At 59.3% G+C, this 25,803-nt stretch carries 25 protein-coding genes; 19 read left to right on the forward strand and 6 right to left on the reverse strand.

The genetic code is table 11. From position 1 onward, the window contains the following. The first annotated feature begins 5 nt into the window (after positions 1–5). A complete protein-coding gene (locus AB5Y82_RS07215) occupies positions 6–467 on the forward strand; it encodes a hypothetical protein (RefSeq protein ID WP_076493178.1) in 462 nt (153 codons plus the stop codon). On the opposite strand, the gene AB5Y82_RS07220 is transcribed toward AB5Y82_RS07215, so the two are convergent. Further along, the gene (locus AB5Y82_RS07220) at positions 400–1,407 is read right to left on the reverse strand and encodes a lytic transglycosylase domain-containing protein (protein WP_234888385.1); all 1,008 of its coding nucleotides are present in this window, start codon (positions 1,405–1,407) and stop codon (positions 400–402) included. The genes AB5Y82_RS07215 and AB5Y82_RS07220 overlap by 68 nt on opposite strands. A gap of 80 nt (positions 1,408–1,487) precedes the next feature. Further along, positions 1,488–1,937 (reverse strand): hypothetical protein, encoded by a 450-nt coding sequence (locus AB5Y82_RS07225; RefSeq protein ID WP_159144453.1) that lies wholly within the window; start codon positions 1,935–1,937, stop codon positions 1,488–1,490. A 114-nt stretch (positions 1,938–2,051) separates the two neighbouring features. Between AB5Y82_RS07225 and mraZ the strand changes: the two genes are divergently transcribed. From mraZ to mutT, 18 genes are all read left to right on the forward strand, one after another. Next, complete coding sequence (gene mraZ, locus AB5Y82_RS07230) at positions 2,052–2,510, forward strand: division/cell wall cluster transcriptional repressor MraZ (RefSeq protein ID WP_013723406.1); 459 nt, start codon at positions 2,052–2,054, stop codon at positions 2,508–2,510. Next, a complete protein-coding gene (gene rsmH / locus AB5Y82_RS07235) occupies positions 2,511–3,449 on the forward strand; it encodes a 16S rRNA (cytosine(1402)-N(4))-methyltransferase RsmH (protein ID WP_111899840.1) in 939 nt (312 codons plus the stop codon). A 3-nt stretch (positions 3,450–3,452) separates the two neighbouring features. Continuing rightward, entirely contained in the window at positions 3,453–3,767 is a 315-nt protein-coding gene (gene ftsL / locus AB5Y82_RS07240) for a cell division protein FtsL (RefSeq protein ID WP_005336166.1), read from the forward strand. Next, positions 3,764–5,518, forward strand: coding sequence for a peptidoglycan glycosyltransferase FtsI (locus AB5Y82_RS07245; protein ID WP_019444792.1), 1,755 nt, complete (start codon positions 3,764–3,766; stop codon positions 5,516–5,518). Before ftsL ends, AB5Y82_RS07245 begins: the two co-directional genes overlap by 4 nt. Continuing rightward, positions 5,451–6,983, forward strand: coding sequence for a UDP-N-acetylmuramoyl-L-alanyl-D-glutamate--2,6-diaminopimelate ligase (murE, locus tag AB5Y82_RS07250; RefSeq protein ID WP_111899841.1), 1,533 nt, complete (start codon positions 5,451–5,453; stop codon positions 6,981–6,983). The genes AB5Y82_RS07245 and murE overlap by 68 nt, the downstream gene beginning before the upstream one ends. Continuing rightward, positions 6,980–8,335, forward strand: a complete 1,356-nt coding sequence (murF, locus tag AB5Y82_RS07255) for a UDP-N-acetylmuramoyl-tripeptide--D-alanyl-D-alanine ligase (protein ID WP_368173803.1) — start codon at positions 6,980–6,982, stop codon at positions 8,333–8,335. Before murE ends, murF begins: the two co-directional genes overlap by 4 nt. Further along, positions 8,329–9,411 (forward strand): phospho-N-acetylmuramoyl-pentapeptide-transferase, encoded by a 1,083-nt coding sequence (mraY, locus tag AB5Y82_RS07260; protein WP_005356635.1) that lies wholly within the window; start codon positions 8,329–8,331, stop codon positions 9,409–9,411. The genes murF and mraY overlap by 7 nt, the downstream gene beginning before the upstream one ends. A gap of 4 nt (positions 9,412–9,415) precedes the next feature. Beyond that, the gene (murD, locus tag AB5Y82_RS07265) at positions 9,416–10,699 is read left to right on the forward strand and encodes a UDP-N-acetylmuramoyl-L-alanine--D-glutamate ligase (RefSeq protein WP_100652531.1); all 1,284 of its coding nucleotides are present in this window, start codon (positions 9,416–9,418) and stop codon (positions 10,697–10,699) included. Next, positions 10,696–11,877 (forward strand): cell division protein FtsW, encoded by a 1,182-nt coding sequence (gene ftsW, locus AB5Y82_RS07270; protein WP_005336154.1) that lies wholly within the window; start codon positions 10,696–10,698, stop codon positions 11,875–11,877. The genes murD and ftsW overlap by 4 nt, the downstream gene beginning before the upstream one ends. Beyond that, complete coding sequence (murG, locus tag AB5Y82_RS07275; protein WP_058057545.1) at positions 11,877–12,959, forward strand: undecaprenyldiphospho-muramoylpentapeptide beta-N-acetylglucosaminyltransferase; 1,083 nt, start codon at positions 11,877–11,879, stop codon at positions 12,957–12,959. Before ftsW ends, murG begins: the two co-directional genes overlap by 1 nt. A gap of 111 nt (positions 12,960–13,070) precedes the next feature. Continuing rightward, complete coding sequence (murC, locus tag AB5Y82_RS07280) at positions 13,071–14,525, forward strand: UDP-N-acetylmuramate--L-alanine ligase (protein WP_005336150.1); 1,455 nt, start codon at positions 13,071–13,073, stop codon at positions 14,523–14,525. Between the two features lie 97 nt (positions 14,526–14,622). After that, the gene (locus AB5Y82_RS07285; RefSeq protein ID WP_005336149.1) at positions 14,623–15,375 is read left to right on the forward strand and encodes a cell division protein FtsQ/DivIB; all 753 of its coding nucleotides are present in this window, start codon (positions 14,623–14,625) and stop codon (positions 15,373–15,375) included. Beyond that, positions 15,356–16,615 (forward strand): cell division protein FtsA, encoded by a 1,260-nt coding sequence (ftsA, locus tag AB5Y82_RS07290; protein ID WP_005336148.1) that lies wholly within the window; start codon positions 15,356–15,358, stop codon positions 16,613–16,615. The genes AB5Y82_RS07285 and ftsA overlap by 20 nt, the downstream gene beginning before the upstream one ends. 39 nt (positions 16,616–16,654) lie before the next feature. Then, positions 16,655–17,806, forward strand: a complete 1,152-nt coding sequence (gene ftsZ, locus AB5Y82_RS07295) for a cell division protein FtsZ (protein WP_005336147.1) — start codon at positions 16,655–16,657, stop codon at positions 17,804–17,806. Positions 17,807–17,905: 99 nt separating this feature from the next. Then, on the forward strand, positions 17,906–18,829 hold the full coding sequence (gene lpxC, locus AB5Y82_RS07300) for a UDP-3-O-acyl-N-acetylglucosamine deacetylase (RefSeq protein WP_005336146.1): 924 nt from the start codon (positions 17,906–17,908) through the stop codon (positions 18,827–18,829). 140 nt (positions 18,830–18,969) lie between these two features. Continuing rightward, positions 18,970–19,875, forward strand: coding sequence for a M23 family metallopeptidase (locus AB5Y82_RS07305; RefSeq protein WP_005355107.1), 906 nt, complete (start codon positions 18,970–18,972; stop codon positions 19,873–19,875). 59 nt (positions 19,876–19,934) lie between these two features. Beyond that, entirely contained in the window at positions 19,935–22,655 is a 2,721-nt protein-coding gene (gene secA, locus AB5Y82_RS07310; RefSeq protein WP_368173804.1) for a preprotein translocase subunit SecA, read from the forward strand. Between the two features lie 184 nt (positions 22,656–22,839). Beyond that, positions 22,840–23,244: an 8-oxo-dGTP diphosphatase MutT gene (gene mutT, locus AB5Y82_RS07315; protein ID WP_368173805.1), complete on the forward strand. Its 405-nt coding sequence runs from the start codon at positions 22,840–22,842 to the stop codon at positions 23,242–23,244. 76 nt (positions 23,245–23,320) lie between these two features. Here the strand turns inward: mutT and yacG are convergent, their stop codons facing one another. From yacG to AB5Y82_RS07335, 4 genes are read right to left on the reverse strand one after another with little or no spacing between them, the layout of a single operon-like run. After that, a complete protein-coding gene (yacG, locus tag AB5Y82_RS07320; protein WP_005336142.1) occupies positions 23,321–23,515 on the reverse strand; it encodes a DNA gyrase inhibitor YacG in 195 nt (64 codons plus the stop codon). Positions 23,516–23,524: 9 nt separating this feature from the next. Then, a complete protein-coding gene (gene zapD, locus AB5Y82_RS07325; protein ID WP_005336141.1) occupies positions 23,525–24,247 on the reverse strand; it encodes a cell division protein ZapD in 723 nt (240 codons plus the stop codon). 37 nt (positions 24,248–24,284) lie between these two features. After that, positions 24,285–24,899, reverse strand: a complete 615-nt coding sequence (coaE, locus tag AB5Y82_RS07330; protein ID WP_368173806.1) for a dephospho-CoA kinase — start codon at positions 24,897–24,899, stop codon at positions 24,285–24,287. Between the two features lie 13 nt (positions 24,900–24,912). Next, the gene (locus AB5Y82_RS07335) at positions 24,913–25,785 is read right to left on the reverse strand and encodes an A24 family peptidase (RefSeq protein WP_368173807.1); all 873 of its coding nucleotides are present in this window, start codon (positions 25,783–25,785) and stop codon (positions 24,913–24,915) included. Between the last annotated feature and the right edge of the window lie 18 nt (positions 25,786–25,803).

A 25,803-nucleotide genomic window follows, 5' to 3' on the forward strand; every position in this document is an offset into this window, starting at 1 on the left:
TTCCCATGGACGACCCTGAGATCGAGTTTCCGCTGCATACCTCGCACAATGATCCACGCAGAAAAGTACCGCGCTGGTATCTGCACGATGGAACAACGCCTTTCGAGTCACAGAGTTGTGGTATTGCGGCCAGATTGCTGATTTCCGGATTGCTGTTTGACAAGAGCATTGGCCGCGCAGTGATCAAAGATATTGGCCCAGGCGGGGTCGGCTTCCTTGCTCCGGCTCGATTTGAATTACCCGAAACGGTGACGCTCTCCCTGTTGCCGCGAATTGCTCTGGATTGCAACATCACTCATCGTCGCGCCATTGGCCGGCAGCTCTGCTTTTATGGTGCTCGCTGGTCATATCCGGAAGAGGTTGATTTGGCTCCGGTACTGAGCCATTGGCGCCACTGTTTCATGGTGCCGCAATCAGCGGCCGCTTCTGCTGAATCCCAAGAGGATCAGGTAAGCGTTCCAGTCTGATCTCGCCTCGACTCATATCAAGCCCCCTGGCAGCTTTCAGCAACAGGGGATCATGCAGACTGTCCAGTGAGACCGCTTTGACAATGGCGGTCGCCCCTTTCTTCTGGTTGGCGGTGGGGGCTTTGCCCTTGCTGTAGACGATAGGGCAATGGGTTATCCCTTGCGCGACAGGGAGTTGCCAGGCCGGATTCCAGCGGCTGGCTTCATTCATTGATACGCCTTTTGCCTGAGCCCACGCGGGCAGTGAGCAGCCGTTCGGATGACGGAATATTTGCAAGTCATTGCCGCTGTGCCATGGCGGAAGTTGAAACTGATAGCTGTCAGCCATATCAAGCAGTCTTGCCAGCGCAACAAAGCGCGCGACATAAAAGCGTGTTTCAGTCGGAAGCTCCAGTTCCCATATATTACGTGTCCCCGCTTTTAAAACCGCATTGAGTACCCGCCCTTCTCCTGCGTTGTAGGCGGCCAAAGCAAGCAGCCAGTCATTGCCAAAGAAGCGATACAGCCATGCCAGATAGGACAGGGCAGCCTCTGTCGCCAATGGCAGTGAATAGCGCCCATCAAATTCGCTGGTGATGGGAATGGCAAATCGGGTGGCGGTATCTGGCATCAGCTGCCAGGGGCCTGCGGCGCCAGCAGAAGAGACCACATCCAATCGGTAACTGCTTTCCAGTAAAGGAACAAAGGCAAGCAAGGGCGGCAGTTTGCGTTCGTGAACCTGTTCCGCGACCCAGCGAATAACGGGCTGTGTCTCTGCAAGACGTTGTTGGAGATAAGGGCGCTGCTTCAGCAGGAATTGTTGCTGCTGGCTGACCAAGTCGACCCCTTTTCCCTGAATCGGGACAGGGAAACCAGCTTGCCACTGATAATTGTGATAAGCATGGCAAGATGTTGATATCATTAACATCCCGCTCATTAGCAAAAAAACGAGCCGAGTCATGGGGCAATTGTTGAGCAAGGATCGCGCAATAATAAAAACATGATATATCTCAACAGTTTTTTGAATTTAAGGTCGTCTGATCATGTGTAATCCAGGACGTAGCAAGCATGATAACACGAGTAAAAAAGAGCCCAAATTCGGGTAAAGCGATTCAGAAGTTTTTGCTGTATCTGATACTCGCCAATTTCATTCTGATGGGCTTGTACATTGGTTACGCTCAAGAGCTGACATTTGCCACCAATATTCTGCTGACATCCCTGCTGATTATTTACAATCTGTTGCTTTGTCAGTTGGTGTCTCTGCGTGCTCGCCGTTCGAAAGATGGTTACATCATCTATCCAGTGATATGTGTCAGTATTTTGCTCTGTGCAGTGGTATTGTTCCGTTTCATCATATCGCCCAGATAGTGACCGCTCACCGACTTGCTGCTTATTAATCACTTTCTGTTTTTTCAGCAATAACTCTTGGAAAATCAACCCACTCAATCCGCGGTATGCAATTGCTGCGTCAATATGTTCCCTCTGTCCCATCTCCTTGCTTGAAAAGCCCCCTGCACGTCCTTAAACTTCAAGGTGGGGAAAAGTGGATCAAAGTGGTTTTTAGAGGGGCAATCTGCCTGCTCACTCACCTTTAGGGACTGCAATTTGTTGCGTGGCGCTCATGCCATCAGCCTGGACAGTAAAGGGCGACTGGCAATTCCGACCAAATTCCGTGATTGGCTGCGCGACGAAAGCGACGGCCAGCTGGTCTGCACCATCGATATTGCCCATCCCTGTTTGCTGCTTTATCCCCTGAATGAATGGGAAGAGGTCGAGCGCAAGCTCAAGACTCTCTCCAGCATGAATCCGCAAGAGCGCCGCTTGCAGCGACTGCTGCTGGGACATGCAACTGAATGCGAGCTGGATGGCAATGGCCGTCTGCTGCTCAGCCAGCCACTGCGCAACCATGCGGGGCTTGACAAGAAAATCATGCTGGTGGGCCAGCTCAACAAGTTTGAGCTGTGGGATGAAGCCCGCTGGCAACAACAGGTCAATGACGACATCTTGGGTCTGCCCGGGGACGATTGGGCAAGCTCACCACGACTACAGGATTTCTCTTTATAAATGACCCAAGCCGCTGAACACATCACAGTGCTGCTGCACGAAGCCGTTGAAGGTCTGGCCATCAAGCCGGACGGTGTCTACGTCGACGGTACTTTTGGCCGTGGTGGTCATTCTCGTCTGATCCTGCAGCACCTTGGCCCCAATGGCCGCCTGATCGCCATCGACCGCGATCCCCAGGCGATCGCAGAAGCAGCCAAGATCCAGGATCCCCGTTTCGAAATCGTGCACGGCCCCTTCTCCGGCATCGCCTCCTATCTGGATGAGCGCGGTTTGCTGGGCAAGGTGGATGGCTTCCTGCTGGATCTGGGGGTCTCTTCACCCCAGCTGGATGATGCCGAGCGGGGCTTCAGCTTTATGAAAGATGGTCCGCTCGATATGCGGATGGACCCCACCTCCGGCCAGAGCGCCGCCGAGTGGCTGGCCAAGGCCGATGTGGATGACATCGCCTGGGTGCTGAAGACCTTCGGTGAGGAGCGTTTTGCCAAGAAGATCGCCCGTGCCATTGTGCACGACCGCATGACCGAACCTTATGTGCGTACCCGTCAACTGGCGGAGATGATTGCCCGGGTCAATCCGAGCAAGGAGAAGGGCAAGCATGCGGCAACCCGCAGCTTCCAGGCCATTCGCATCTATATCAACAGCGAGCTGGACGAGATCGAAACCGCGCTCAACGGTGCACTGGAAGTGCTGGCACCACATGGCCGTCTGTCGGTGATCAGCTTCCATTCTCTGGAAGATCGATTGGTAAAGCATTTCATCCGCAAGCACGAGAAGGGGCCGGAAGTGCCTTATGGCATTCCGTTGACCGAGGCCCAGCTGGCTGGCGGTCGCAAATTGAAGTCGGTCGGCAAGGCACTCAAGCCTTCTGATCATGAAGTATCTGAAAACAGCCGGTCACGCAGCTCGGTGCTGCGGGTTGCCGAACGGCTGGCGGAGTAAGCGATGAGCGAAGTGCGTGTTCATCTGGCCAAGGAGATCGTTGCCGATCTCTGGCGGCACAAGCTGCAGATTTTTCTGTCGGTCGCCGTGCTGGTGACCGCGTTTGCCGTGATCCTGGTGACCAACATGACCCGTGGTCTGACGGCCAAGCAGAACGATCTGATGGCGGAAGAGGATCGCCTCAATATCGAATGGCGCCACCTGCTGCTGGAGCAGGGCACCCTGGCTGAACACTCCCGGGTGGCGAGTCTGGCGATGGACAAGTTGCAGATGGGTCGTCCGCTGGTGACCACCGAGAAGGTAATTACCCAACCATGAAACGCAAGGCTACAGCCAAAGCTGCCAAAGCGAATGTCAAAGCGCCATCGATCTATCCGTGGCGCTTTCGCACGCTTGCGGTGTTTATCGGCATCGCGTTTGTGGGTCTGATCCTGCGTCTGGCCTGGATCCAGGTGATCAATCCGGATCGTCTGCGTCAGGAAGGGGACATGCGTTCCCTGCGTACCACCTCTACCCAGGCGGTGCGCGGCATGATCACCGATCGCAACGGCGAGCAGCTGGCGGTTTCTGTGCCGGTCGAAGCTGTCTGGGCCGATCCCAAGACGGTGCATGAATCTGGTGCCATCAATAATGAGCGAGCCTGGCTGGCTCTCTCCGCCGTGCTCAAGCTCGACATCAATACCCTCAAACACCGCATCGCCAACCCCAGCAAACGCTTCGTCTATCTGCAGCGTCAGGTTACTCCTGCGGTGGCGGAATATATCAAGGGGCTCAAGCTGGGTGGCATCTACCTGCGCCCCGAAGCGCGCCGCTTCTATCCGACCGGCGAGATCAGCGCCCATCTGGTGGGGGTGACCAACATCGATGGCAGCGGTATTGAAGGGATTGAGCGCAGCTACAACGAGTGGCTGACGGCGACACCCGGCGAAATGCGGGTACGAAAGGATCGTCAAGGTCGCGTCATCGAGCGGCTTGGCATCGTCAAAGAGGGCAAGAACGCCAACGATCTGCAGCTTAGTATCGATCAGCGGGTGCAGGCTCTGGCCTACCGTGCCCTCAAGCGGGCAACCGACGAGAACAAGGCGACCTCCGGCTCCATGGTGATGCTGGATATCAAGACCGGTGAAGTACTCGCCATGGTCAACACCCCCTCCTATAACCCGAACAACCGCGGCCAGTATCAGAGCTTCCGGGTACGCAACCGGGTGGTGACCGATACCTACGAGCCGGGTTCGACCGTCAAGCCATTGATTTTGCTCAGTGCCTTGCAGGCAGGTGTCACCAGCTGGAAAGATTTCATTCCCGGTGGTCCGCTCTTTATCGGTGCCAAGCAGATCAAGGACGTCAGTATCCACAAGGCGACCAACCTCTACGACATCCTGCGCTACTCCTCCAACATAGGTATGTCGCGTATCGCGCTGAGGATGCCGGCGCAGGAGATGATCAATACCCTCAGCATGTTCGGTTTCGGCATGGATACCGGCAGCGGGCTGATGGGCGAGAGCAGCGGCATGCTGCCCCAGCGTCGTCGCTGGTCCGATATCGAGCGAGCAACCCTCTCGTTCGGTTATGGTCTGCGAGTCACCCCGCTGCAGCTGGCTTCCGCCTACGCCACCCTGGCCAACAAGGGCAAACGGGTGCCGCTCTCCATCGTCAAGGTGACTACGCCGCCCAAGGGTGAGCAGGTTATCGATCACAACAACGCCGCTGCCATGTTGCAGGCGCTGGAGTATGTGGTCGACAACGCCATTCCAAAAGCCAAGATCCCGGGCTATCGGGTCGGTGGCAAGAGTGGTACCGCCAAGGTCGCCGTCGCCGGTGGCTATGGCAAGGATTACATGGCCTGGTTTGCCGGTTTCGCACCCGCCAGTGATCCCCGTTTCGTCATGGTGGTGGTGATCAACGAGCCAAAAGGCAGCGCCTATTATGGCGGCGCCGTGGCGACCCCACCGTTTGCAGAGGCCATGGGCGGGGTGCTGCAGCTCTTCAATATTCGTCCCGATGCGGTGCCGCCAGCGGTGCCCACCAAACTTGCCCGTACGGAGGCTTCTCTTGTCCCGCGCACTTGATGCATTACTGCGCCCCTTCGGTATCCAGGCGCCGGCGCTCACCCTGACCGATATCCAGCTGGATAGCCGGCGGGTTGGCCCCGGCTCGCTCTTCGTGGCCATTCGCGGTCATCAAGTGGATGGCAGACGGTTTATCGAACAGGCGGTGGCTCAGGGAGCGACCGCTGTTGTGTTTGAGGAGGATGGTGAATTTATCCCACCATCGACTCCGGTTCCCTGTATTGGGATGCGGGATCTGCCCGCTCACCTCTCTGCTCTTGCAGGTTATTTCTACGATCAACCAGCCAAAAAACTGGATCTGGTCGGGATCACCGGCACCAATGGCAAGAGCACTACGGCGCTGCTGGTCGCCAACTGGCGCACCCTGCTGGGTGGCAAGGCGGGTGTGATGGGCACCATCGGCAACGGCCTGTTTGGCAATTTGATCGAAGCGGAAAATACCACCGGCAGCGCCGTGCAGGTGCAAGCCAATCTGGCTGCGCTGCAAGAACAGGGCGCGGATCTGGTGGCGATGGAGGTCTCCAGCCATGGTCTGGTGCAGCATCGTGTTGCCGCACTGCCGTTTGCCGTTGCCGTTTTCACCAACCTGAGCCGGGATCACCTCGATTATCACGGCACCATGGAAGCCTATGGCGCCGCCAAGGAGCAGCTGTTGCAGCTGGTCGATGAGTCGAATGCGGTGATCAACCGCGATGACGCGCTGGGTGCCAAGTGGCTCGAAAAATACCCGGCAGCGGTGGCGTTCAGCGTTAATGGCCCGATCGAAAACCATTCTGGCCGTCAATTAACGGCGCAGCAGCTCGATTTTCACCAGCAAGGTTTTCGCGCGCAGATTAACTCCAGCTGGGGGAATGGTGTATTATCCGCCCCCTTGCTCGGGCGCTTCAACGTCAGCAATGTGCTGGCCGCGATGGGCGTGATGCTGGTGCTCGGCTATGACTTCCATGAGCTACTGGCAACGGCCCCGAAATTGCAGCCGGTAACCGGTCGCATGGAGTGTTTTGGCGGTGGTGATACGCCGCTGGCGGTGGTCGATTACGCCCACACCCCGGATGCGCTGGAGAAGGCATTGCAGGCCCTGCGGGTGCATTGCACAGGGCTGCTCTGGTGCTTGATTGGCTGTGGTGGCGACCGCGATCGCGGCAAGCGCCCCATGATGGCTGCCATGGCCGAGCAGTATGCGGATCGCGTGATCCTGACCGACGACAATCCCCGTACCGAGGAGCCGACCCGGATCATGGCCGACATGGTGGCGGGTCTTCGCGATCCTGCTGCGGTGCAGGTGGAGCACGACCGGGTCAAGGCGATTGCGCTGGCCATCGGTCAGGCGAGCAAACAGGACATCATCCTGGTGGCCGGTAAGGGTCACGAGGATTATCAGATCATTGGAACCGACAAGCGGCACTATAGCGACCGGGAAACCGTCGCCGCCGCTTTGCACACATTATTGGAGTCATTCAAATGATGACCCTCAGGCTTGCCGAGCTGGCGCAGGTACTCGATGCCCGTCTGATTGGTGAAGATGGCGAGATCACCGCAGTCAGTACCGACACCCGCACCCTGGGTGCCGGTGCCCTGTTCGTTGCTCTGCGCGGCGAGCGCTTCGATGCCCACGATTTTTGCGAACAGGCCGTTCAGGCGGGGGCCTCTGCCCTGCTGGTCGAGCGTGAGCTGCCGCTGGCCATCCCCCAGCTGGTGGTGACCGACAGTCTGAAGGGACTGGGTCGCCTCGGCAAACTGGTGCGCGAGCGCATCAACCCGAAAGTGCTGGCCATTACCGGCAGCTGCGGCAAGACCACGGTGAAGGAGATGGCAACCGCCATCCTGCGCAACGAAGGGGAAGTGCTGGCCACCGCTGGCAACTTCAACAACGAGGTGGGCGTGCCGCTCACCCTGCTGCGCCTCGAACCGCAACACAAGTTTGCGGTGATGGAGCTGGGTGCCAACCATCCGGGCGAAATCGCCTGGACTACTTCACTGGCCAAACCCGATGCCGCCATCATCAACAACGTGGCGGCGGCCCATCTGGAGGGGTTCGGCTCGCTGGAAGGGGTGTTCCACGCCAAGAGCGAAATTTTTGAGGGGCTGAGCGAGGGCGGCACCGCCATCGTCAATGCCGACAACGAATTCTGGCCGAAGTGGCGGGAACGCGGCATTCAGTGCGCCTTCTCCATCGAAGATCAGAGCCAGCCGTTCCACGCGCGCAACCTTGTGCTCAACGAGCGAGGCTGCGCCGAGTTCGTGATGGTGACCCCGCAGGGTGAGCTGAGCCTGACTCTGGCGATCCCGGGTCGCCACAACGTGGCCAATGCGTTGGCTGCCGCCGCGGGCTGTCTGGCCCTCGGCGCATCCCTCGCCTGTGTCAAGGCGGGGCTGGAGCAGATGGCACCGGTCAAGGGGCGCTTCTGCGTCCAGCGCTGGGGCGGTCTGACCCTGGTGGATGATACCTACAATGCCAGCGTGGAATCCGTGCTGGCGGGCATCGATGCCCTGACCGCCATGGGCGGCTTCAAGGTGCTGGTGTTCGGTGATATGCGGGAACTGGGTGAGGAGTCTGCCGAGCAACACGCCCGGGTTGGCCGTCATGCCCGCGAGCGCGGTCTGGATGCCGTGCTGACAGTGGGGGAAGAGAGTCGCCACACCGCAGATGCCGCGGCTGGCCGACATTTCGATAACAAGGCGTCGTTGTTTGAAGTGCTTGCGCAAATGATAAATACACATCAGGAAATTTCGATTCTGGTCAAGGGCGCCCGTGGCTCCCGCATGGAAGATATCGTCGAGATGGTCAAAGGCCATCAGGAGTCAGCCACATGCTAGTCTGGCTGGCCGAACTGCTCACCCCGCACTTCACCTTCTTCAACGTCTTCTCCTACCTGACGTTTCGCGCCATCCTGTCGATCATCACCGGACTGGGGGTTGCCCTCTGGATGGGGCCGCGGCTGATCCGCCGTCTGCAGATCCTGAAGTTTGGTCAGGTAATCCGCAACGACGGTCCCGAGTCCCACCTCAGCAAGCGGGGCACCCCGACCATGGGTGGCCTGATGATCATTGCGGCGATTTTCACGTCTGTGCTGCTCTGGTGCCGCCTCGACAATCCCTATGTCTGGCTGGTGTTGTTTGTGCTGGGTGCCTATGGCGCCATCGGCTTTGCCGACGACTACCTCAAGGTGGTGCGCAAGAATACCGACGGCCTGATCGCGCGCTGGAAGTATTTCTGGCAATCAGCGGTAGCGCTGGCGGTGGCGGTGTTCCTCTATGCGACTGCAACCCATGAGGGGCAGACCCAGCTGGTGGTGCCTTTCCTCAAGGATGTGATGCCGCAGCTTGGCCTGATGTTTATCGTGCTGACCTACTTTGTCATCGTCGGTACCTCCAATGCGGTCAACCTGACCGACGGTCTCGACGGCCTGGCCATCATGCCGACCGTGATGGTGGCGGGGGGCTTTGCCCTGATCGCCTGGGCTACCGGTAACGTCAACTTTGCCAGCTACCTGCACATTCCCTACGTGCCCTATACCTCCGAGCTGGTGATCGTCTGTACTGCCATCGTCGGGGCGGGTCTTGGTTTCCTCTGGTTCAACACCTATCCGGCCCAGGTCTTTATGGGGGACGTCGGTTCCCTGGCGCTGGGCGGCGCGCTTGGCACCATCGCCGTGCTGGTCCGTCAGGAGTTCCTGTTGGTGATCATGGGCGGCGTCTTCGTGATGGAGACCGTCTCGGTGATCCTGCAGGTGGGTTCATACAAGCTGCGCGGCGTGCGGATCTTCCGCATGGCGCCGATCCATCACCACTACGAGAAGAAGGGCTGGCCGGAGCCGCGCGTCATCGTGCGCTTCTGGATCATCACCCTCGTGCTGGTGCTGCTGGGTCTTGCCACCCTGAAGGTGAGGTAAGGCCATGGTCATCATCATCGGATTGGGCAAAACCGGACTATCCTGTGTCGATTACTTCCTCGGCCGTGGCGTGACGCCATTGGTGATGGATACCCGTGCCAACCCGCCCGGCAAGGATCAACTGCCGCTTGAGGTAGAGCTCATTCACGGTCTCGACGAGGCGCTGCTCAAGCAGGCGCACATGATCGTCGCGAGCCCGGGTATCGCGCTGGCGACCCCCGAACTGAAAGCCGCTGCCGAGTGTGGCGTGCAGATCGTCGGTGATATCGAGCTGTTTGTGCGCGAGACCCAGACCCCGGTCATCGCCATCACCGGCTCGAACGGCAAGAGCACGGTTACTACCCTGGTGGGCGAGATGATTGCCGAAGCCGGTCTCAATGTCGGTGTGGGCGGCAATATCGGCACGCCTGCGCTGGAGCTGCTCAAGCAGCCGATGGATCTCTGCGTGCTGGAGCTTTCCAGCTTCCAGTTGGAAACTACTCACAGTTTGCGTGCTGCCGCCTCCGTGGTGCTGAACCTCTCAGAAGATCACATGGATCGTTATCAGGGCATGGCCGACTATCGCGCCGCCAAGATGGAGATCCATCAGCACTCCAAACACATTCTGGTCAATCGTGACGATGCCCAGACCCTGCCCGATGTGGGTCAGGTGTGGCAGAGCTTTGGTCTCGATTGCAATGGCTATGGCCGTTGCCTGCTGGATGGCCGCCACTGGCTGACCCTGCACGGTGAACCACTGCTGGCGGTAGACGAGATGAAGATCGTCGGTGCCCACAATCAGGCCAACGCGCTGGCCGCCATGGCGCTGTGCGATGCGGTCGGCATTCCTCGTGCGGCTCAGCTTACCGTGCTGCGTCGTTTCGAGGGCTTGCCACACCGTGCCCGCTTCGTACGCGAGGTGAACGGGGTGCGCTGGATCAACGACTCCAAGGCCACCAACGTGGGAGCCACGCTGGCTGCCGTTGCCGGTGTGCGCGAGTCGGTCAAGGGGCGCCTGCTGTTGCTGGCCGGTGGTCAGGGCAAGGGGCAGGATTTTGGCCCGATCCAGGCGCTGCTGGGCAACCAGATCGATCACATGTACTGCTTCGGTCAGGATGCCGAGGTGCTGCTGGCACTGGGCGAGCAGACCGAACGGGTGGCCGACCTGGCCGCTGCGGTTGCCAAAGCGGCGGCCGATGCCAAGCCCGGTGACTGGGTGCTGCTGGCGCCAGCCTGTGCCAGCCTCGATCAGTTCAAGTCGTTCGAGGTGCGCGGCGATCGCTTCACCGAGATGGTGCTGGCACTATGAACGCCCTTCGCGCAGCAGCAGGTCTGTTCCAGCGCTGGTTGTTACCGGCACGCCCTGCCGGTCTCTACGATCGGCAGCTGGTACTGCTGGCGCTCTCCCTGATGGCGGTCGGGGTTGTCATCGTGGCCTCGGCGTCGATCCCCGAAGGGATTGCGCTGGGAGATGACCCCTTCATGTTTGTGAAGCGTCACGCCCTGTTTCTGGTGATGGCGCTCGGTATCTCCTGGTTTGTGTTGCAGGTGCCGATGGCGCGCTGGCAACAGCACAACGGCCCCATGCTGCTGCTGGCGATCTTGATGCTGGTGCTGGTGCTACTGGTGGGCCGCAACGTTAACGGTGCGGTGCGCTGGTTGCCGCTTGGCCCCTTCAACCTGCAGCCTGCCGAGTTTGGCAAGCTGGCGCTGTTTGTCTATCTGGCCGGTTATCTGGTGCGGCGCCAGAGCGAAGTGCGCGAAGCCTGGATCGGCTTCCTGAAACCGCTGGCAGTGTTCGGGGTGCTGGCGGTCTTGCTGCTGTTGCAGCCTGACCTGGGTTCCACCGTGGTGATGTTCGTTACCTCGTTCGGCATGCTGTTTCTGGCCGGTGCCCGACTGGGGCAGTTTTTGACCCTGATCGGCGCGGGCCTCGGCTCGGTGGTGATGCTGATCATCGTCGAGCCCTACCGGATGCGGCGGGTGACCTCCTTTATGGATCCCTGGGCCGATCCATTCGGCAGCGGCTACCAGTTGACCCAGTCGCTAATGGCGTTTGGTCGTGGCAGCTGGTTTGGCGAAGGGCTTGGCAACTCTATCCAGAAGATGGAATACCTGCCGGAAGCGCACACCGACTTCGTGTTTGCGATCCTCGGTGAAGAGCTGGGTTACGTCGGGGTGCTGGGCGCCCTGTTCCTGATTTTTGCGTTGGCGGTCAAGGCGCTCAAGCTGGGGCATCGTGCGTTGGTGGCAGAGCGGCTCTATGACGGTTATCTGGCGATCGGCATCGGCATCTGGTTCAGCTTCCAGACCTTCGTCAACGTCGGCGCGGCCAGTGGCATGATGCCAACCAAGGGCTTGACCCTGCCGCTGGTCAGTTACGGTGGTTCCAGTCTCATCATCATGTCGGTGGCGGTGAGCATGTTGATTCGAATCGATTTTGAGTTGCGTCAGGCGACAGCCCAGGCGCGCGTGCGGGAGGTTTAGTGAGCAAGACTCTGTTGGTGATGGCGGGTGGTACCGGTGGGCATGTGTTCCCCGGTCTGGCCGTGGCCGATCGCCTGAAGGCCCAGGGCTGGACTGTCCACTGGCTCGGCACTGCCGACCGGATGGAGGCGGAGCTGGTGCCCGCCCACGGTTATCCCATCTCCTTCATCGATATTCAGGGGGTGCGTGGCAACGGCATCAAACGACTGCTGGTGGCGCCCTATCGCATCGTCAAATCGATCCTGCAGGCGCGTCAGGTGCTCAAGACCGTTCGCCCTGATGTGGTGCTCGGCATGGGCGGTTTTGCTTCCGGCCCGGGTGGCGTGGCGGCCTGGTTCTCCGGCATCCCGCTGCTGCTCCATGAGCAGAATGCCGCTGCCGGCATGACCAACAAGTTGCTGGCCCGTATCGCCAGGCGGGTGTTGATGGCATTTCCGGGCGCCTTCGCGCCGAGCCGTCGCACCGCCGTGGTCGGTAATCCGGTGCGTCCCGAAGTGGTCGCTCTGCCGGATCCGCAACTGCGCAGCGGGGATGAGCCACTGCATCTGCTGATCGTCGGCGGCAGTCTGGGGGCGCGGGTGCTCAACGAGCAGGTACCTGCTGCGGTGGCAGCATCCGGCGTGCCCATTGAAGTGCGTCACCAGTGTGGCAAGGGCAATGCCGAGACAGTGTCTGCTGCCTATGCCCAGCACGGCATAAATGCCGAGGTGAGCGAATTTATCAAGGATATGGCCAGCGCCTACGCCTGGGCCGACCTGGTGGTCTGCCGTGCCGGTGCGCTGACTGTTTCCGAAGTGGCTGCCGCCGGTGTAGCTGCCATTTTCGTGCCGCTGCCCCATGCGGTGGATGATCACCAGACCCGTAACGCCCTGACCCTGGTCGACGGCGGAGCGGCCGAGTTTCTGCCCCAGTCCGAGCTGAATACCGCCTCACTGGCGGCGCGCCTGACCTGGCTGGCTGGTCGCAGGGAGACCCTGTTTAACATGGCGAAAGCGGCTCGCCGCGTCGCCATCACCGATGCGGCCGAGCGGGTTGCAGATGAGTGCAAACAGCTCGCAACCGGGCAGCGTGGTAAAGATTGATGAGCAAGGTTGCAGCGGTGACTCCGGGCAGCCTTGTACTTGTATGTATTGATGCCGCCGTGCAGCCGCGCTTTGACGGCACATGGCCTGCGGCAGACTAAAGAGACGATTATGACCAAGGTTGAACTGGCAAAACTGCGTACTGTGATCCCCGAAATGCGCCGCGTGCGTCGCATCCACTTTATCGGCATCGGTGGTGCCGGTATGGGCGGTATCGCCGAAGTGCTTGCCAACGAAGGGTATCAGGTAACGGGTTCTGATCTGGCTCGCAACGCCGTGACCGAGCGGTTGGCCGGACTGGGCGCGCACATCTTCGTCGGCCACAGTGCCGAACACGTTGAGGGTGCCAGCGTGGTGGTGGTCTCTACTGCCATCAAGCAGGACAACCCGGAGCTGCTGGCTGCCCGCGAACTGCGGATCCCGGTGGTGCGCCGTGCCGAGATGCTGGCCGAGCTGATGCGTTTCCGCCACGGTATCGCCATCGCCGGTACCCACGGCAAGACCACCACCACCAGTCTGGTGGCGAGCATCTATGCCGAAGCCGACCGCGATCCGACCTTCGTCATCGGTGGTCTGCTCAACAGTGCCGGTACCAATGCCCGACTGGGCAGCAGCCGCTACCTGATCGCTGAGGCGGACGAGAGCGACGCCTCTTTCCTGCATCTGCAGCCGATGGTCTCTATCGTGACCAACATCGAAGCGGATCACATGGATACCTACGGCGGTGATTTCTCCAAGCTGAAGGCCACCTTCATCGAGTTTCTGCACAATCTGCCCTTCTACGGACTGGCGGTGGTCTGCATCGATGATCCGGTGATCCGTGGCATGTTGCCCGAGATTGCCCGCCCGACTCTGACCTACGGCCTCTCTGATGATGCCGACGTGCAGGTGCTGGATTTTGTCCAGACCACCAACCACAGCTGCTTCCGTGTTCGCCGCAAAGAGGCGGGTGAGCTGCAGGTGACCCTCAATTTGCCGGGTATTCACAACGCATTGAACGCCGCAGCGGCGATAGCTGTCGCGACAGAGGACGGTGTCAGCGATGAGGCCATCATCTCTGCACTGGCCAAGTTTGAAGGTGTTGGCCGTCGCTTCCAGCAGTATGGCGAGTTTGAAACCGGTCGCGGCAAGGCGATGCTGGTGGACGATTACGGTCACCACCCGAGCGAAGTGAAGGTCACGATCAATGCTGCCCGTGCCGGTTGGCCCGAGAAGCGTCTGGTGATGGTGTTCCAGCCGCACCGTTATACCCGCACCCGCGACCTCTACGAGGACTTCGCCGATGTGCTCTCGAAGGTAGACGTGCTGGTGATGCTGGAGGTTTATGCTGCCGGTGAGGAGCCGATCCCGGGCGCTGATGGACGGGCACTGTGCCGCTCCATTCGCTCGCGTGGCAACCTGGAACCCATCTTCGTCGCCACGCCAGATGACGTGCCAGCCGTGCTGGCCGACTTGATCGGCGAGGGGGATTTGGTGCTGACTCAAGGCGCCGGGAACGTCGGGGCACTGGCCCGTCGTCTCGGAGAGATGAAATTGAGCATAGATAGCATGAAATCTGGCGCCTGAGGGCCCAATGAGTATTTTGACCGCCAAGCCGGGGCCTATATAATGGCGAACCGGTCTGTCAAAGGCCGGTTTAGCGCGTTACACGGGGATCGATCGGGTGGAGGCAAGGGCACAGGGGCGCACCAAGGGTGGCTTCATCGCAGGGGTAGCATTTTTCCTGCTGGTGATATGGGGCTGCTACCGGACGGCGCTGGATGTTAAAGGTTGGCTGACAGATGCCAACCGGTTGCCCATGAGCGAGCTGTTGCTGCAGGGGCAACACCAGTATTTGCAAACCGAAGAGCTGCGGATGGCCGTGCTGGATGGCGCCGAGCTGCGCAACTTCTTCGAATTGGACGTCAACGAATTGCAGGCACGGCTCAATGCCTTGCCATGGGTGGCCTCGGTCTCGGTACGAAAGAAGTGGCCGAACAAGATCAAGATCTACCTCACAGAACAAGATGTGGCGGCGCGCTGGAATGGCAACCGCTTCGTCAACACCAAGGGCAAGGTATTCAGTGCCCCGGATCGGGTCAAGACGCCGCTATTGCAGCTGTCAGGGCCGGATGATCAGGCCGCCCGGGTGTTGAAAGAGAGTCGGCAGTACGAGTCGCAACTGGCTGCCAAGGGATACAAGTTGCTGGGGGTGAATCTGACCCCCCGCCATGCCTGGGAACTGACCCTGGATGGCAATATCAAGCTGTTCCTGGGACGCAATGACATTGCGCTCCGGTTGCAGCGGTTTATCGATGCCTTCCCGGTTATCGAACCCCGTGCGCAAGTCGCCTACGTGGATCTTCGATATGACACCGGAATGGCAGTTGGCTGGAAGAAGAGCGAAGAGAAAGTGCATGACCAACACCGCAGATAGGAATTTGATTGTCGGACTGGATATCGGCACAACCAAGGTGGCGGTTCTGGTCGGGGAAGTATTGCCGGACGGTGAACTGAACGTCATCGGTATGGGCAGTCACGCTTCTCGCGGAATGGAGAAGGGCGGGGTCAATGACCTCGACTCCGTGGTCAAGTCACTGCGCCGCGCGGTGGAAGAGGCCGAGATGATGGCAGATTGCCAGATCAGCTCGGTCTATCTGGGGTTGTCCGGCAAGCATATTGACTGCCGCAACGAGACCGGTATGGTGCCCATCTCCGATGAAGAGGTGACCCAGGAGGATGTGGACAACGTGATCCACACCGCCAAGTCGGTTCGCCTCTCCGACGAGTTGCGGGTGCTGCATGTGCTGCCTCAGGAGTTTGCCATCGATTATCAGGAAGGGATCAAGAATCCGGTTGGCCTCTCCGGTGTGCGGATGGCAGCCAAGGTTCACCTGATCACCTGCCATAACGACATGGCCCGCAACATCGAGAAGTGTGTCGAGAAAGTGGGTCTGCGAGTCGATCAACTGATCTTCTCCGCGCTGGCCTCCAGCTATGCGGTGTTGACCGAAGACGAGAAAGAGCTGGGTGTCTGCGTGGTGGACATCGGTGGCGGCACCATGGATATGTCGCTGTTTACCGGCGGTGCCCTGCGCCACACCAAGGTGATCCCGTATGCTGGCAGCACTGTGACCAGCGACATCGCCTACGCCTTCGGCACGCCGCCGCTCGACGCGGAAGCGATCAAGGTGCGCTACGGTTGCGCCCTCGGTCGTCTGGTCAGCAAGGAAGACAATATTGAAGTACCCAGTGTCGGCGGTCGCCCGGCGCGCAGCCTGCAACGGCAGACACTGGCTGAAGTGATTGAGCCCCGTTACACCGAGTTGCTCTCCATGGTGAATGATGAGCTGGTGAGGGTACAAAGCGAGTTGAAAGCGCAGGGGGTCAAGCATCAGCTGGCAGCCGGTGTGGTCTTGACCGGCGGCGCTGCCCAGATTGAAGGCATTGTGGAGTGTGCAGAGCAGATCTTCCAGAGCCAGGTCCGGGTGGGAGAGCCCATGAATATACGTGGTTTGAGTGATTACGTGCAGGCACCGGTGTACTCGACTGCGGTCGGGTTGCTGCAATATGGCCGCACCCATCAAGCCACAGGTAGCAACAAAGAATATGCCGCCAAGGCAAGCGTCGGTGGCCTGGTCAAACGGGTTAGCAACTGGCTGCGTGGCGAGTTCTAAGAATTTTGCTGAGTCAGGCAAATAAAGCGGAGAGACAACATGTTTGAATTTATGGATAGCCACACTGACGAAGCCGTCATTAAAGTGATCGGTGTAGGTGGCGGCGGCGGTAACGCTGTCGAACACATGGTTCGTCAAAATATTGAGGGTGTTGAGTTCATTACCGTCAACACCGATGCCCAGGCACTGCGTAACTCTAGCGCCAACACTACCCTGCAGATCGGCGGTGGCATCACCAAGGGTCTGGGTGCCGGAGCCAATCCGGAAGTGGGTCGTGATGCGGCCATGGAAGATCGCGAAGCGCTGCGTGAGCTGCTGACCGGTTCCGACATGGTGTTTATCGCCGCCGGTATGGGTGGTGGTACCGGTACCGGTGCTGCGCCGATCGTGGCAGAAGTGGCACGTGAGATGGGCATCCTGACCGTTGCTGTGGTGACCAAGCCGTTCTCCTTCGAAGGGAAGAAGCGGATGGGCTTCGCCGCGCACGGTATCGAAGAGCTCTCCAAGAACGTCGACTCCCTGATCACCATCCCCAACGACAAGTTGCTGAAGGTGCTGGGTCGCGGTATCTCCCTGCTGGACGCCTTCAAGGCGGCCAACGATGTACTGCTTGGCGCGGTACAGGGCATTGCCGAGCTGATCACCCGTCCGGGCTTGATCAACGTCGACTTCGCGGACGTGCGTACTGTGATGCGTGAAATGGGTACCGCCATGATGGGTACCGGTTCCGCTTCCGGTGATGACCGTGCTGAAGAAGCGGCCGAGAAGGCTATCTCCAGCCCGCTACTGGAAGACGTGGATCTGGCTGGTGCCCGTGGCATCCTGGTCAACATCACCGCCGGTATGGACATGACCATCGAAGAGTTCGAAACCGTGGGTAACGCGGTCAAGGCCTTCGCTTCCGAGAACGCCACTGTAGTTGTGGGTACCGTAATCGATCCGGAAATGCACGATGAACTGCGTGTGACCGTAGTTGCTACCGGTATCGGTGCCGAGCGCAAGCCGGACATCACGCTAGTCAAGAGCAGCCAGGTGCAAGAGCGCCCGGTGCGTCAGCCGCTGGTTAGCGACATGATGCAAGGCCGCGTGATGGACGAAGCCCCGGCCAAGGTGGTCAACGCCGAGCCGCAAGCCCGTCGTGAACCGGATTATCTGGATATTCCGGCGTTCCTGCGCAAGCAAGCTGACTAAGCCTCTTATGGCTCTCGTTTGTTTGTTGTTCAAGGAATGTGCTAAGATGGCCTGCCAACGACCATCTGGTCCGGATTTTAAGCTGTTTAGGGTACACCCATGATTAGACAAAGAACCTTGAAAACGAGTGTACAGGCGACTGGTGTCGGCCTGCATTCGGGCCGGAAAGTCACCATGACGTTCCGTCCGGCGCCTGTGAACACAGGAATCGTTTACTTGCGTACCGACCTGAATCCTGTGGTGGAGCTGCCAGCCAATGCCGATCAGGTGCGCGATACCGTGCTCTGTACCGCTCTGGTCAACGAAGCCGGTGTCCGTGTCTCTACCATTGAGCACCTCTCCGCCGCGCTGGCCGGGATGGGGATCGACAACCTCTACGTTGAGGTTGATGCGCCCGAGATCCCGGTGATGGATGGTAGTGCGCATCCCTTTATCTACCTGCTGCAGGAAGTCGGGATCCGTGAGCAGAATGCTGCCAAGCAGTTTGTGCGGATCAAGAAGAGCATCCGGGTTGAAGACGGCGACAAGTGGGCGGAATTCCACCCCTATCGCAACGGCTTCAAGATGGATCTCGAGATCGATTTCCAGCATCCGGTCTTTGAAGGGCGCAATCAGCGCTGCGTACTGGATTTCTCCGGTGCCTCCTTCGTGAAAGAGATCAGCCGTGCCCGTACCTTCGGGTTCATGCGTGATATCGAGTACCTGCGTTCCCAGAACCTGGCGCTGGGCGGAAGCCTGGAAAACGCCGTGGTACTGGACGATTATCGGGTGCTGAACGAAGACGGTTTGCGTTATGAGGACGAGTTCGTCAAGCACAAGATGCTGGACGCGATCGGTGACCTCTATATGTGTAACCGCAGCATCATCGGTGAGTTCCGTGCCTACAAGACCGGGCATGCCCTGAACAACAAGCTGCTGCGTGCCTTGCTGGCCGAGCAGGAGGCTTGGGAACTGGTGACCTTCGAGGGTGAGGGCGACAAAGCGCCTATCGCTTACTACGATAACGGTCTGGTTCTGGCCTGATAGCTGTGCAACGGAACGTCGGTCCTCTCTCCGCACCGACGTTCCGTCATTTGTTTACTCCATCCTTTAATACCGATTATCTCCCGGTTTTATTTCCCGTGCAGGCTCCTGGCCGCACCTGACCGAGCAGACTGATTTCTATGAGCATTACCCTGATCCTCCACGGCAAGCAGCGACGCAAGTTGCACCTGCCCAAACAACGTCTGGCCTGGGTCGGCGGTATTCTCTTCTCCCTGTTGGCCCTTGGTGGCGGCTGGCTCTGGCAGAGCTGGCACCAGAAAATGGAGGCGCTGGAAGTGGCGCTTGCCGTTGCCGAGCAACAGTCCGTTGACCAGAGTGGCGACGAAGCCCGTGAACAGTTGGCAATGCTGGCTGCCCAGGTAGGCACCATGCAGGGCCAGCTTGGCCGTCTCAATGCCCTCGGCGAACGATTGACCGAGCAGGCCGATCTCGATCCCGACGAGTTCAATTTCAAAGAGCTGCCCCCCATGGGCGGCCCTTCTTATGATGAAGAGCTGGAAGTGAGCCTCAACGAGCTGCAGGCCTCGATGAAACACCTCAGCCAGCAGCTCAGCAGCCGCGAAGAGCAGCTGTCGGTACTTGAATCTTTCATCATGAATCACCATATCACCGATGCCGGTTTTATTTCCGGCACGCCAGTCAAACAGGAGCGAGTTTGGGTCTCGTCCGGGTTTGGTGGACGGGTCGATCCGTTCAACGGGCGTGCCAAGATGCACAAAGGGGTCGATTTCCGTGGCAAACCCGGAACCCCGATTCTGGCCACCGGGCCCGGCATTGTCAGCTGGGCGGGCCGTCATCCGGAATTTGGCAATATGGTGGAGATTAATCACGGCAATGGCCTGGTCACCCGCTATGCCCACAACTCCAAGTTGCTGGTCGAGGTGGGCACCCTGGTTGATCAGGGTCAGAAGATTGCCTTGATGGGACGCACCGGTCGCGCGACCGGGGTCCATCTGCATTACGAAGTGTTGAAAGATGGTCGTCAGGTCAACCCCGCACGCTTTCTCAGTGCCAGACGGGGTTAGGTTTTTTTCTTCAGGTTCCAGTGACGGAACGCTTTTATAACCAGAAATAGTTGGTACCCATGATTAGCACACTGCTTACCAAGATTATCGGCAGCCGGAACGACAGAACGCTCAAGGCTTTGCGCAAAATTGTAAAACAGATCAATGCCATGGAGCCGCAGTTCGAGGCTCTGTCCGATGCCGAGTTGCAGGCCAAAACGGCTGAATATCGTCAGCGTATCGAGCAGGGTGAGACCCTGGAGCAGTTGCTGCCGGAAGCGTTCGCGACCGTGCGTGAAGCCTCCAAGCGGGTGTTTGGCATGCGCCACTTCGACGTGCAGCTGATCGGCGGCATGGTGCTGAACTCCAACCGCATCGCGGAAATGAAAACCGGTGAAGGTAAGACTCTTACGGCGACTTTGCCAGCTTACCTGAACGCCCTGAGCGGCCGCGGTGTGCACGTCGTGACGGTGAACGACTATTTGGCCAAGCGTGATGCGGAGGCGAACCGCCCGCTGTTTGCCTTCCTCGGCATGACCGTCGATTGCAACGTGCCCGGTATGGACGCATCCCAGAAGCGTGACGCCTATGCCGCAGACATCACCTACGGTACCAACAACGAATTCGGTTTCGACTACCTGCGCGACAACATGGCGTTCTCGCCGGAGCAGCGCGTACAGCGCCCGCTCAACTACGCGCTGGTGGATGAGGTGGACTCGGTGCTTATCGATGAAGCCCGGACTCCGCTCATCATCTCCGGTCCGGCCGAAGACAGCTCCGAGCTCTATATCCGCGTCAACAAGCTGATCCCGCTGCTGGTCAAGCAGGACAAGGAAGACACCGAAGAGTACACCGGTGACGGTCACTACACGGTGGACGAGAAGAACCGTCAGGCCCTGCTGACCGAAAACGGTCAGATCTTCGTGGAAGAGCTGCTCAAGAAAGAGGGGCTGTTGGACGAGAACGACTCCCTGTTCTCCGCCTCCAACATCAGCCTGCTGCACCACGTCAATGCGGGTTTGCGTGCTCACACCCTGTTCGAGCGCAACGTCGACTACATCGTCCAGAAAGACGAGATCGTCATCGTCGACGAGCACACCGGCCGTACCATGCCGGGTCGTCGCTGGTCCGATGGTCTGCATCAGGCCGTTGAAGCGAAGGAAGGGGTGAAGATCCAGAACGAGAACCAGACGCTGGCATCCATCACCTTCCAGAACTACTTCCGTCTCTACAACAAGCTGGCGGGCATGACCGGTACTGCGGATACCGAAGCCTTTGAATTCCAGCAGATTTATGGCCTGGATACCGTGGTTATCCCGACCAACAAGCCGATGGTGCGCAAAGACATGGGCGATCTGGTCTACCTGACCGCCAATGAGAAGTATGCCGCCATCATCGAAGATATCCGTCAGTGTGTGGCCAAGGGCCAGCCTGTACTGGTTGGTACCGTCTCTATCGAGAACTCCGAGCTGCTCTCCGGCATCCTGACCAAGGAGAAGATCCCGCACAAGGTGCTGAACGCCAAGTTCCACGCCATGGAAGCGGAGATCGTTGCCCAGGCAGGTCAGACTGGTGCGGTTACCATCGCGACCAACATGGCCGGTCGTGGTACCGACATTGTGTTGGGCGGTAACTGGCAGGCAGAGATTGCCAAGCTGGAGAACCCGACCTGCGAGCAGATTGCCGAGCTGAAAGCAGCCTGGCAGGTGCGTCACGATGCGGTGCTGGCCGCCGGTGGTCTGCACATTATCGGTACCGAGCGTCACGAATCCCGTCGTATCGACAACCAGCTGCGCGGCCGTTCCGGTCGTCAGGGTGACCCGGGCTCCTCCCGTTTCTACCTCTCCATGGAAGATACCCTGATGCGGATCTTCGCCTCCGATCGCGTGACCGGCATGATGAAGAAGCTGGGCATGGAAGAGGGCGAAGCCATCGAGCACCCGTGGGTCACCAAGGCGATCGAAAACGCTCAGCGCAAGGTGGAAGGTCGCAACTTCGACATCCGCAAGAGCTTGCTGGAGTTTGATGACGTTGCCAACGACCAGCGCAAGGTGGTCTACGAGCAGCGCAACGAGCTGCTGGATACCAACGACATTTCCGAGACCATTCACGTTATCCGTGACGACGTCTACGGCGCAGTGATCGACGAATACATCCCGCCCCAGTCTCTGGAAGAGATGTGGGATGTGCCGGGCTTGGAAGCGCGCCTGAAGGCGGACTTCGCGCTGGATCTGCCGCTGCAACAGTGGCTGGCGGAAGATGACAAGCTGTACGAAGAGAAGCTGCGCGAGCGCATTCTGGATGAAGCCACCAAGCTCTATGCCCACAAGGAAGAGCTGGTCGGTAAAGAGGTGCTGCGCAACTTCGAGAAAGCGGTGATGCTGCAAACTCTGGATGGTCTGTGGAAAGAGCATCTGGCGGCCATGGATCACCTGCGTCAGGGCATCCATCTGCGCGGTTACGCCCAGAAGAACCCCAAGCAGGAGTACAAGCGCGAATCCTTCGATCTGTTCACCCAGATGCTGGAAACCCTCAAGCGCGACGTGGTCAGCATCCTGAGCCGTGTTCAGGTGCAGGAGCGCGATGTGGAAGCGATGGAAGAGCAGCAGCGTCAGCAGGCGGAAGCCGCTCCCCGCACCTATACCCACGCCGCTGCCGAGAGCCAGCTGGCCGATGAACAGGCCGCAGGCGAAGAGGGGCACACCACCTTCGTACGTGACGAGCAGAAAGTCGGTCGCAACGATCCCTGCCCGTGCGGCTCTGGCAAGAAGTACAAGCACTGCCACGGTCAGTTGACCTGATCGACGCTATGCCATAACAGGCGGGCCAAGTGCCCGCCTTGTTTTTGTCAGAAGGTGGCGAAGTCACTGTAGTAGCGCCACTTTGCAAAGGATTATCGGATATCAGGCTTCATCGGTCGCTTACCCAGCCGGAGGTTGGGTTCATCGAACGGCCCGGTCATGTATCGCGTGTAAAGGTACCAAGATGGAACAGAAAAAACGGATCTGGGTGGCGGTTGGCGTCATCGAGAATGAACGGGGCGATATCTTCATCGCCAGACGCTCCTCCGATCGCCATCAGGGGGATCGCTGGGAGTTTCCCGGTGGCAAGGTCGAGTCGGGCGAGGATCTGCTCACCGCACTGGATCGGGAGCTGTGGGAAGAGATCGGCATCCGGGTATTGGATTGTGCCCCCTTTATGGAGCTGCAGCACGACTACCCCGAGAAGCAGGTGTTGCTGGATATCTGGAAGGTGACCCGTTTCAGCGGTGAGCCGTTCGGCAAAGAGGGGCAGGAGTGCCTGTGGGTGCCGGTGGCCGAGCTGAACAACTACCACTTCCCCGATGCCAATGGCCCGATTGTAGCTCGGCTTCAAGGTCTGCTGGTGTGAGCCGGTAGTAATCAACAAGCATGAAAAAAGGGCCAATCGGCCCTTTTTCATATTGCAGAGGTGAGTGACCGGAGGCTTATAGCCACTGGTCACCCTCTTCCGGCTCCGGCAGCAGGTCCGGGTTGATCTCCCCCGGGATCCGCTTCTCTTCATCGGCCCATTCGCCGAGATCGATCAGCTGGCAGCGCTTGCTGCAGAAAGGGCGGAACGGACTCTGCGGGCCCCACTCCACTTCGCTCTGACAGGTCGGACACTTTACCTTGGTGACCATAAGCCCTCCTTAGCAGCAGGCGAGCTGGAACGGCACGTCGCCAATCGGCTGTTCTGCGGTAGGCAGAAAGCGCAGGGCGAAGCGGTTCTTGTGGCCGCTCAGGGTCGGGTAGCAGAACAGATTGCCCGGCAGCTTGATGCGGATCAGCTCGGCGCTCTCGGCGGTGTCCTGGAAGAAACCATTGCTGGCAACCTGCTCGCTGAAGCTGCCTGATTCGCGCCACAGGCGCAGCAGCAGAGTGATAGCATTCATCAGCAGGTTGATATCGCTCAGCCAGCCCTGCATCTGCTGGTGACGGGTGATGGCCGGGGTTCCGAGCCAGTGGTGCAGCTGCGGCACATCGAAGGCACACAGACCACCCGGGATGGAGAAGCGCTGGCGGATGGAGCCGAGCAGACGATCCTCTTTCAGGCGGGCACCCGGGCGTGGCGAATTGAGCAGGTTGCGGGAGAGCTGGCTGCTCTCTTGCTGCATCAGTTTGATCTGCTCCAGATCGACGTCGGGCAGGCTGGCCCAGTGGCTCAGACGCTGGCCGAGACGTTCCAGATCCTTGATGAGGTCGGCGCGCAGGTCACCACGCTCAAGCAACTCCTGCAGATCGAACAGCCCCTTGAAGAAGGCGATATGTGCCCAGGATTGTTCACTCTCCAGATTGTCGCGGATCTGGGAAAACAGGGACTCCAGACGAAGATAGGTCCGGCTTTTTTCATTGAGGGGAAAATCGTAAATCATGCCTAATCCTGGCCAGCCATAAACCGGCCTAGTGTACTCACACTTGGCGGCCTTGTTGAGAGGCAATTGCCAGATATGTCTCGTGCAGTGCCAAAATCCGCGTTTTAATCGCCATTTCGCTGCCATTGTGGTTTTCGATGACATCATCCGCCGCAGCGAGGCGTTCCACCCGACTCGCTTGGGCGGCGATGATGGCCCGGGCCTGCTCGGCCGATACCCCATCACGGCGACAGGTGCGCTCAATCTGGGTGGCTTCATCCACATCGACCACCAACACACGGTTGGCGAGGCCAGTGAGTTTGTTCTCCACCAGCAGCGGCACCACCAGCAGGCAGTAAGGAGAACTGGCCGCGGCACATTGGCGCAGCATTTCGCTGCGAATCAGCGGGTGGAGCAGGGCATTGAGCCACCCCTTGGCCTGCGGGTCACTGAAGACCCGCTCGCGCAGGGCGCGACGGTCGAGTTGGCCGCTCGGATCAATCACATCCGGGCCAAAATGGTCGGCGATGGCGGCAAGGGCCGGGGTGCCCGGCTCTACGACCTCGCGGGCGATCACATCGGCATCCACCACCTCGATACCCAGCGCGGCAAACTGATTGGCGATAGTGGTCTTGCCGCTGCCGATACCACCTGTGATAGCAACTACATACATGGGGGCCTCTTGCTCAAAGCAGGGTCGAGAGATACCAGCGGGTGATGGTATCGCCCCATAGCAGCGCAATCCAGCCCGCAATGGCGAGGTAGGGGCCGAAGGGGATGGGCTTGCCCTGATGATGTTTGTGCAAGGCGATCAGGCTGATGCCGATCACGGCACCGACCAGAGATGAGAGCAGCAGAATTATGGGCAGCGCCTGCCAACCGAGCCAGGCGCCCAGCGCCGCCAGCAGCTTGAAGTCGCCATAGCCCATCCCCTCCTTGCCAGTGAGCAGCTTGAAGGCCCAGTAGAGGCTCCAGAGCACCAGATAGCCCGCCATGGCGCCGATCACGGCATCAGCCAAGGGGACGAAGCCACCTGCCAGGTTGAACAGCAGCCCGCCCCACAGCAGTGGCAGGGTGAGCTGGTCGGGCAGCAACATCTTGTCGAGATCGATAAAGGTGAGGGCGACCAGCACCCAGGTCAGCAACAGGGCGGCCAACGTACCCCAGCCCGGCGTTATGACCATGGCAACGGCCACCGAGAGCAGGGCGGTCAGCAGCTCTACCAGCGGATAGCGGGCCGAGATGGGGGCCTGACAGTCGCGGCAACGCCCTTTGAGCCAGATCCAGCTCAACAGCGGGATGTTCTCCAGCGCAGTGATGGCGTGGCCACAGTGAGGGCATGCGGAGCGCGGCACCATCAGGTTGTAGCACTCTGGCGCAGTGGCCTCCTCATCAGGGGTGAAGTAGCTGCGATATTCGGCCTGCCACTCCCGTTCCAGCATGATGGGCAAGCGGTGGATGACCACGTTAAGGAAGCTGCCGATCATCAGGGAGAAGAGAAAAACCAGCGAGAAGTAGAGCCAGGGCAAGCTGTGAGCCAGCTCGAGAAGAAGTGTCATAACCAACCGTCAGTTATT

This window comes from Aeromonas sp. s13 (genome assembly GCF_040907905.1).
Lineage (GTDB): Bacteria > Pseudomonadota > Gammaproteobacteria > Enterobacterales > Aeromonadaceae > Aeromonas > Aeromonas veronii.

Excerpts from the sequence above, each read along its gene's own strand:
- AB5Y82_RS07215 (WP_076493178.1), top strand. The coding sequence starts at position 6 with ATGGACGACCCTGAGATCGAGTTTCCGCTGCATACCTCGCACAATGAT.
- AB5Y82_RS07220 (WP_234888385.1), bottom strand. The coding sequence starts at position 1,407 with ATGACTCGGCTCGTTTTTTTGCTAATGAGCGGGATGTTAATGATATCA.
- AB5Y82_RS07225 (WP_159144453.1), bottom strand. The coding sequence starts at position 1,937 with ATGGGACAGAGGGAACATATTGACGCAGCAATTGCATACCGCGGATTG.
- rsmH (WP_111899840.1), top strand. The coding sequence starts at position 2,511 with ATGACCCAAGCCGCTGAACACATCACAGTGCTGCTGCACGAAGCCGTT.
- ftsL (WP_005336166.1), top strand. The coding sequence starts at position 3,453 with ATGAGCGAAGTGCGTGTTCATCTGGCCAAGGAGATCGTTGCCGATCTC.
- AB5Y82_RS07245 (WP_019444792.1), top strand. The coding sequence starts at position 3,764 with ATGAAACGCAAGGCTACAGCCAAAGCTGCCAAAGCGAATGTCAAAGCG.
- murE (WP_111899841.1), top strand. The coding sequence starts at position 5,451 with ATGCGGTGCCGCCAGCGGTGCCCACCAAACTTGCCCGTACGGAGGCTT.
- murF (WP_368173803.1), top strand. The coding sequence starts at position 6,980 with ATGATGACCCTCAGGCTTGCCGAGCTGGCGCAGGTACTCGATGCCCGT.
- mraY (WP_005356635.1), top strand. The coding sequence starts at position 8,329 with ATGCTAGTCTGGCTGGCCGAACTGCTCACCCCGCACTTCACCTTCTTC.
- murD (WP_100652531.1), top strand. The coding sequence starts at position 9,416 with ATGGTCATCATCATCGGATTGGGCAAAACCGGACTATCCTGTGTCGAT.
- ftsW (WP_005336154.1), top strand. The coding sequence starts at position 10,696 with ATGAACGCCCTTCGCGCAGCAGCAGGTCTGTTCCAGCGCTGGTTGTTA.
- murC (WP_005336150.1), top strand. The coding sequence starts at position 13,071 with ATGACCAAGGTTGAACTGGCAAAACTGCGTACTGTGATCCCCGAAATG.
- ftsA (WP_005336148.1), top strand. The coding sequence starts at position 15,356 with ATGACCAACACCGCAGATAGGAATTTGATTGTCGGACTGGATATCGGC.
- ftsZ (WP_005336147.1), top strand. The coding sequence starts at position 16,655 with ATGTTTGAATTTATGGATAGCCACACTGACGAAGCCGTCATTAAAGTG.
- lpxC (WP_005336146.1), top strand. The coding sequence starts at position 17,906 with ATGATTAGACAAAGAACCTTGAAAACGAGTGTACAGGCGACTGGTGTC.
- AB5Y82_RS07305 (WP_005355107.1), top strand. The coding sequence starts at position 18,970 with ATGAGCATTACCCTGATCCTCCACGGCAAGCAGCGACGCAAGTTGCAC.
- secA (WP_368173804.1), top strand. The coding sequence starts at position 19,935 with ATGATTAGCACACTGCTTACCAAGATTATCGGCAGCCGGAACGACAGA.
- mutT (WP_368173805.1), top strand. The coding sequence starts at position 22,840 with ATGGAACAGAAAAAACGGATCTGGGTGGCGGTTGGCGTCATCGAGAAT.
- yacG (WP_005336142.1), bottom strand. The coding sequence starts at position 23,515 with ATGGTCACCAAGGTAAAGTGTCCGACCTGTCAGAGCGAAGTGGAGTGG.
- zapD (WP_005336141.1), bottom strand. The coding sequence starts at position 24,247 with ATGATTTACGATTTTCCCCTCAATGAAAAAAGCCGGACCTATCTTCGT.
- coaE (WP_368173806.1), bottom strand. The coding sequence starts at position 24,899 with ATGTATGTAGTTGCTATCACAGGTGGTATCGGCAGCGGCAAGACCACT.
- AB5Y82_RS07335 (WP_368173807.1), bottom strand. The coding sequence starts at position 25,785 with ATGACACTTCTTCTCGAGCTGGCTCACAGCTTGCCCTGGCTCTACTTC.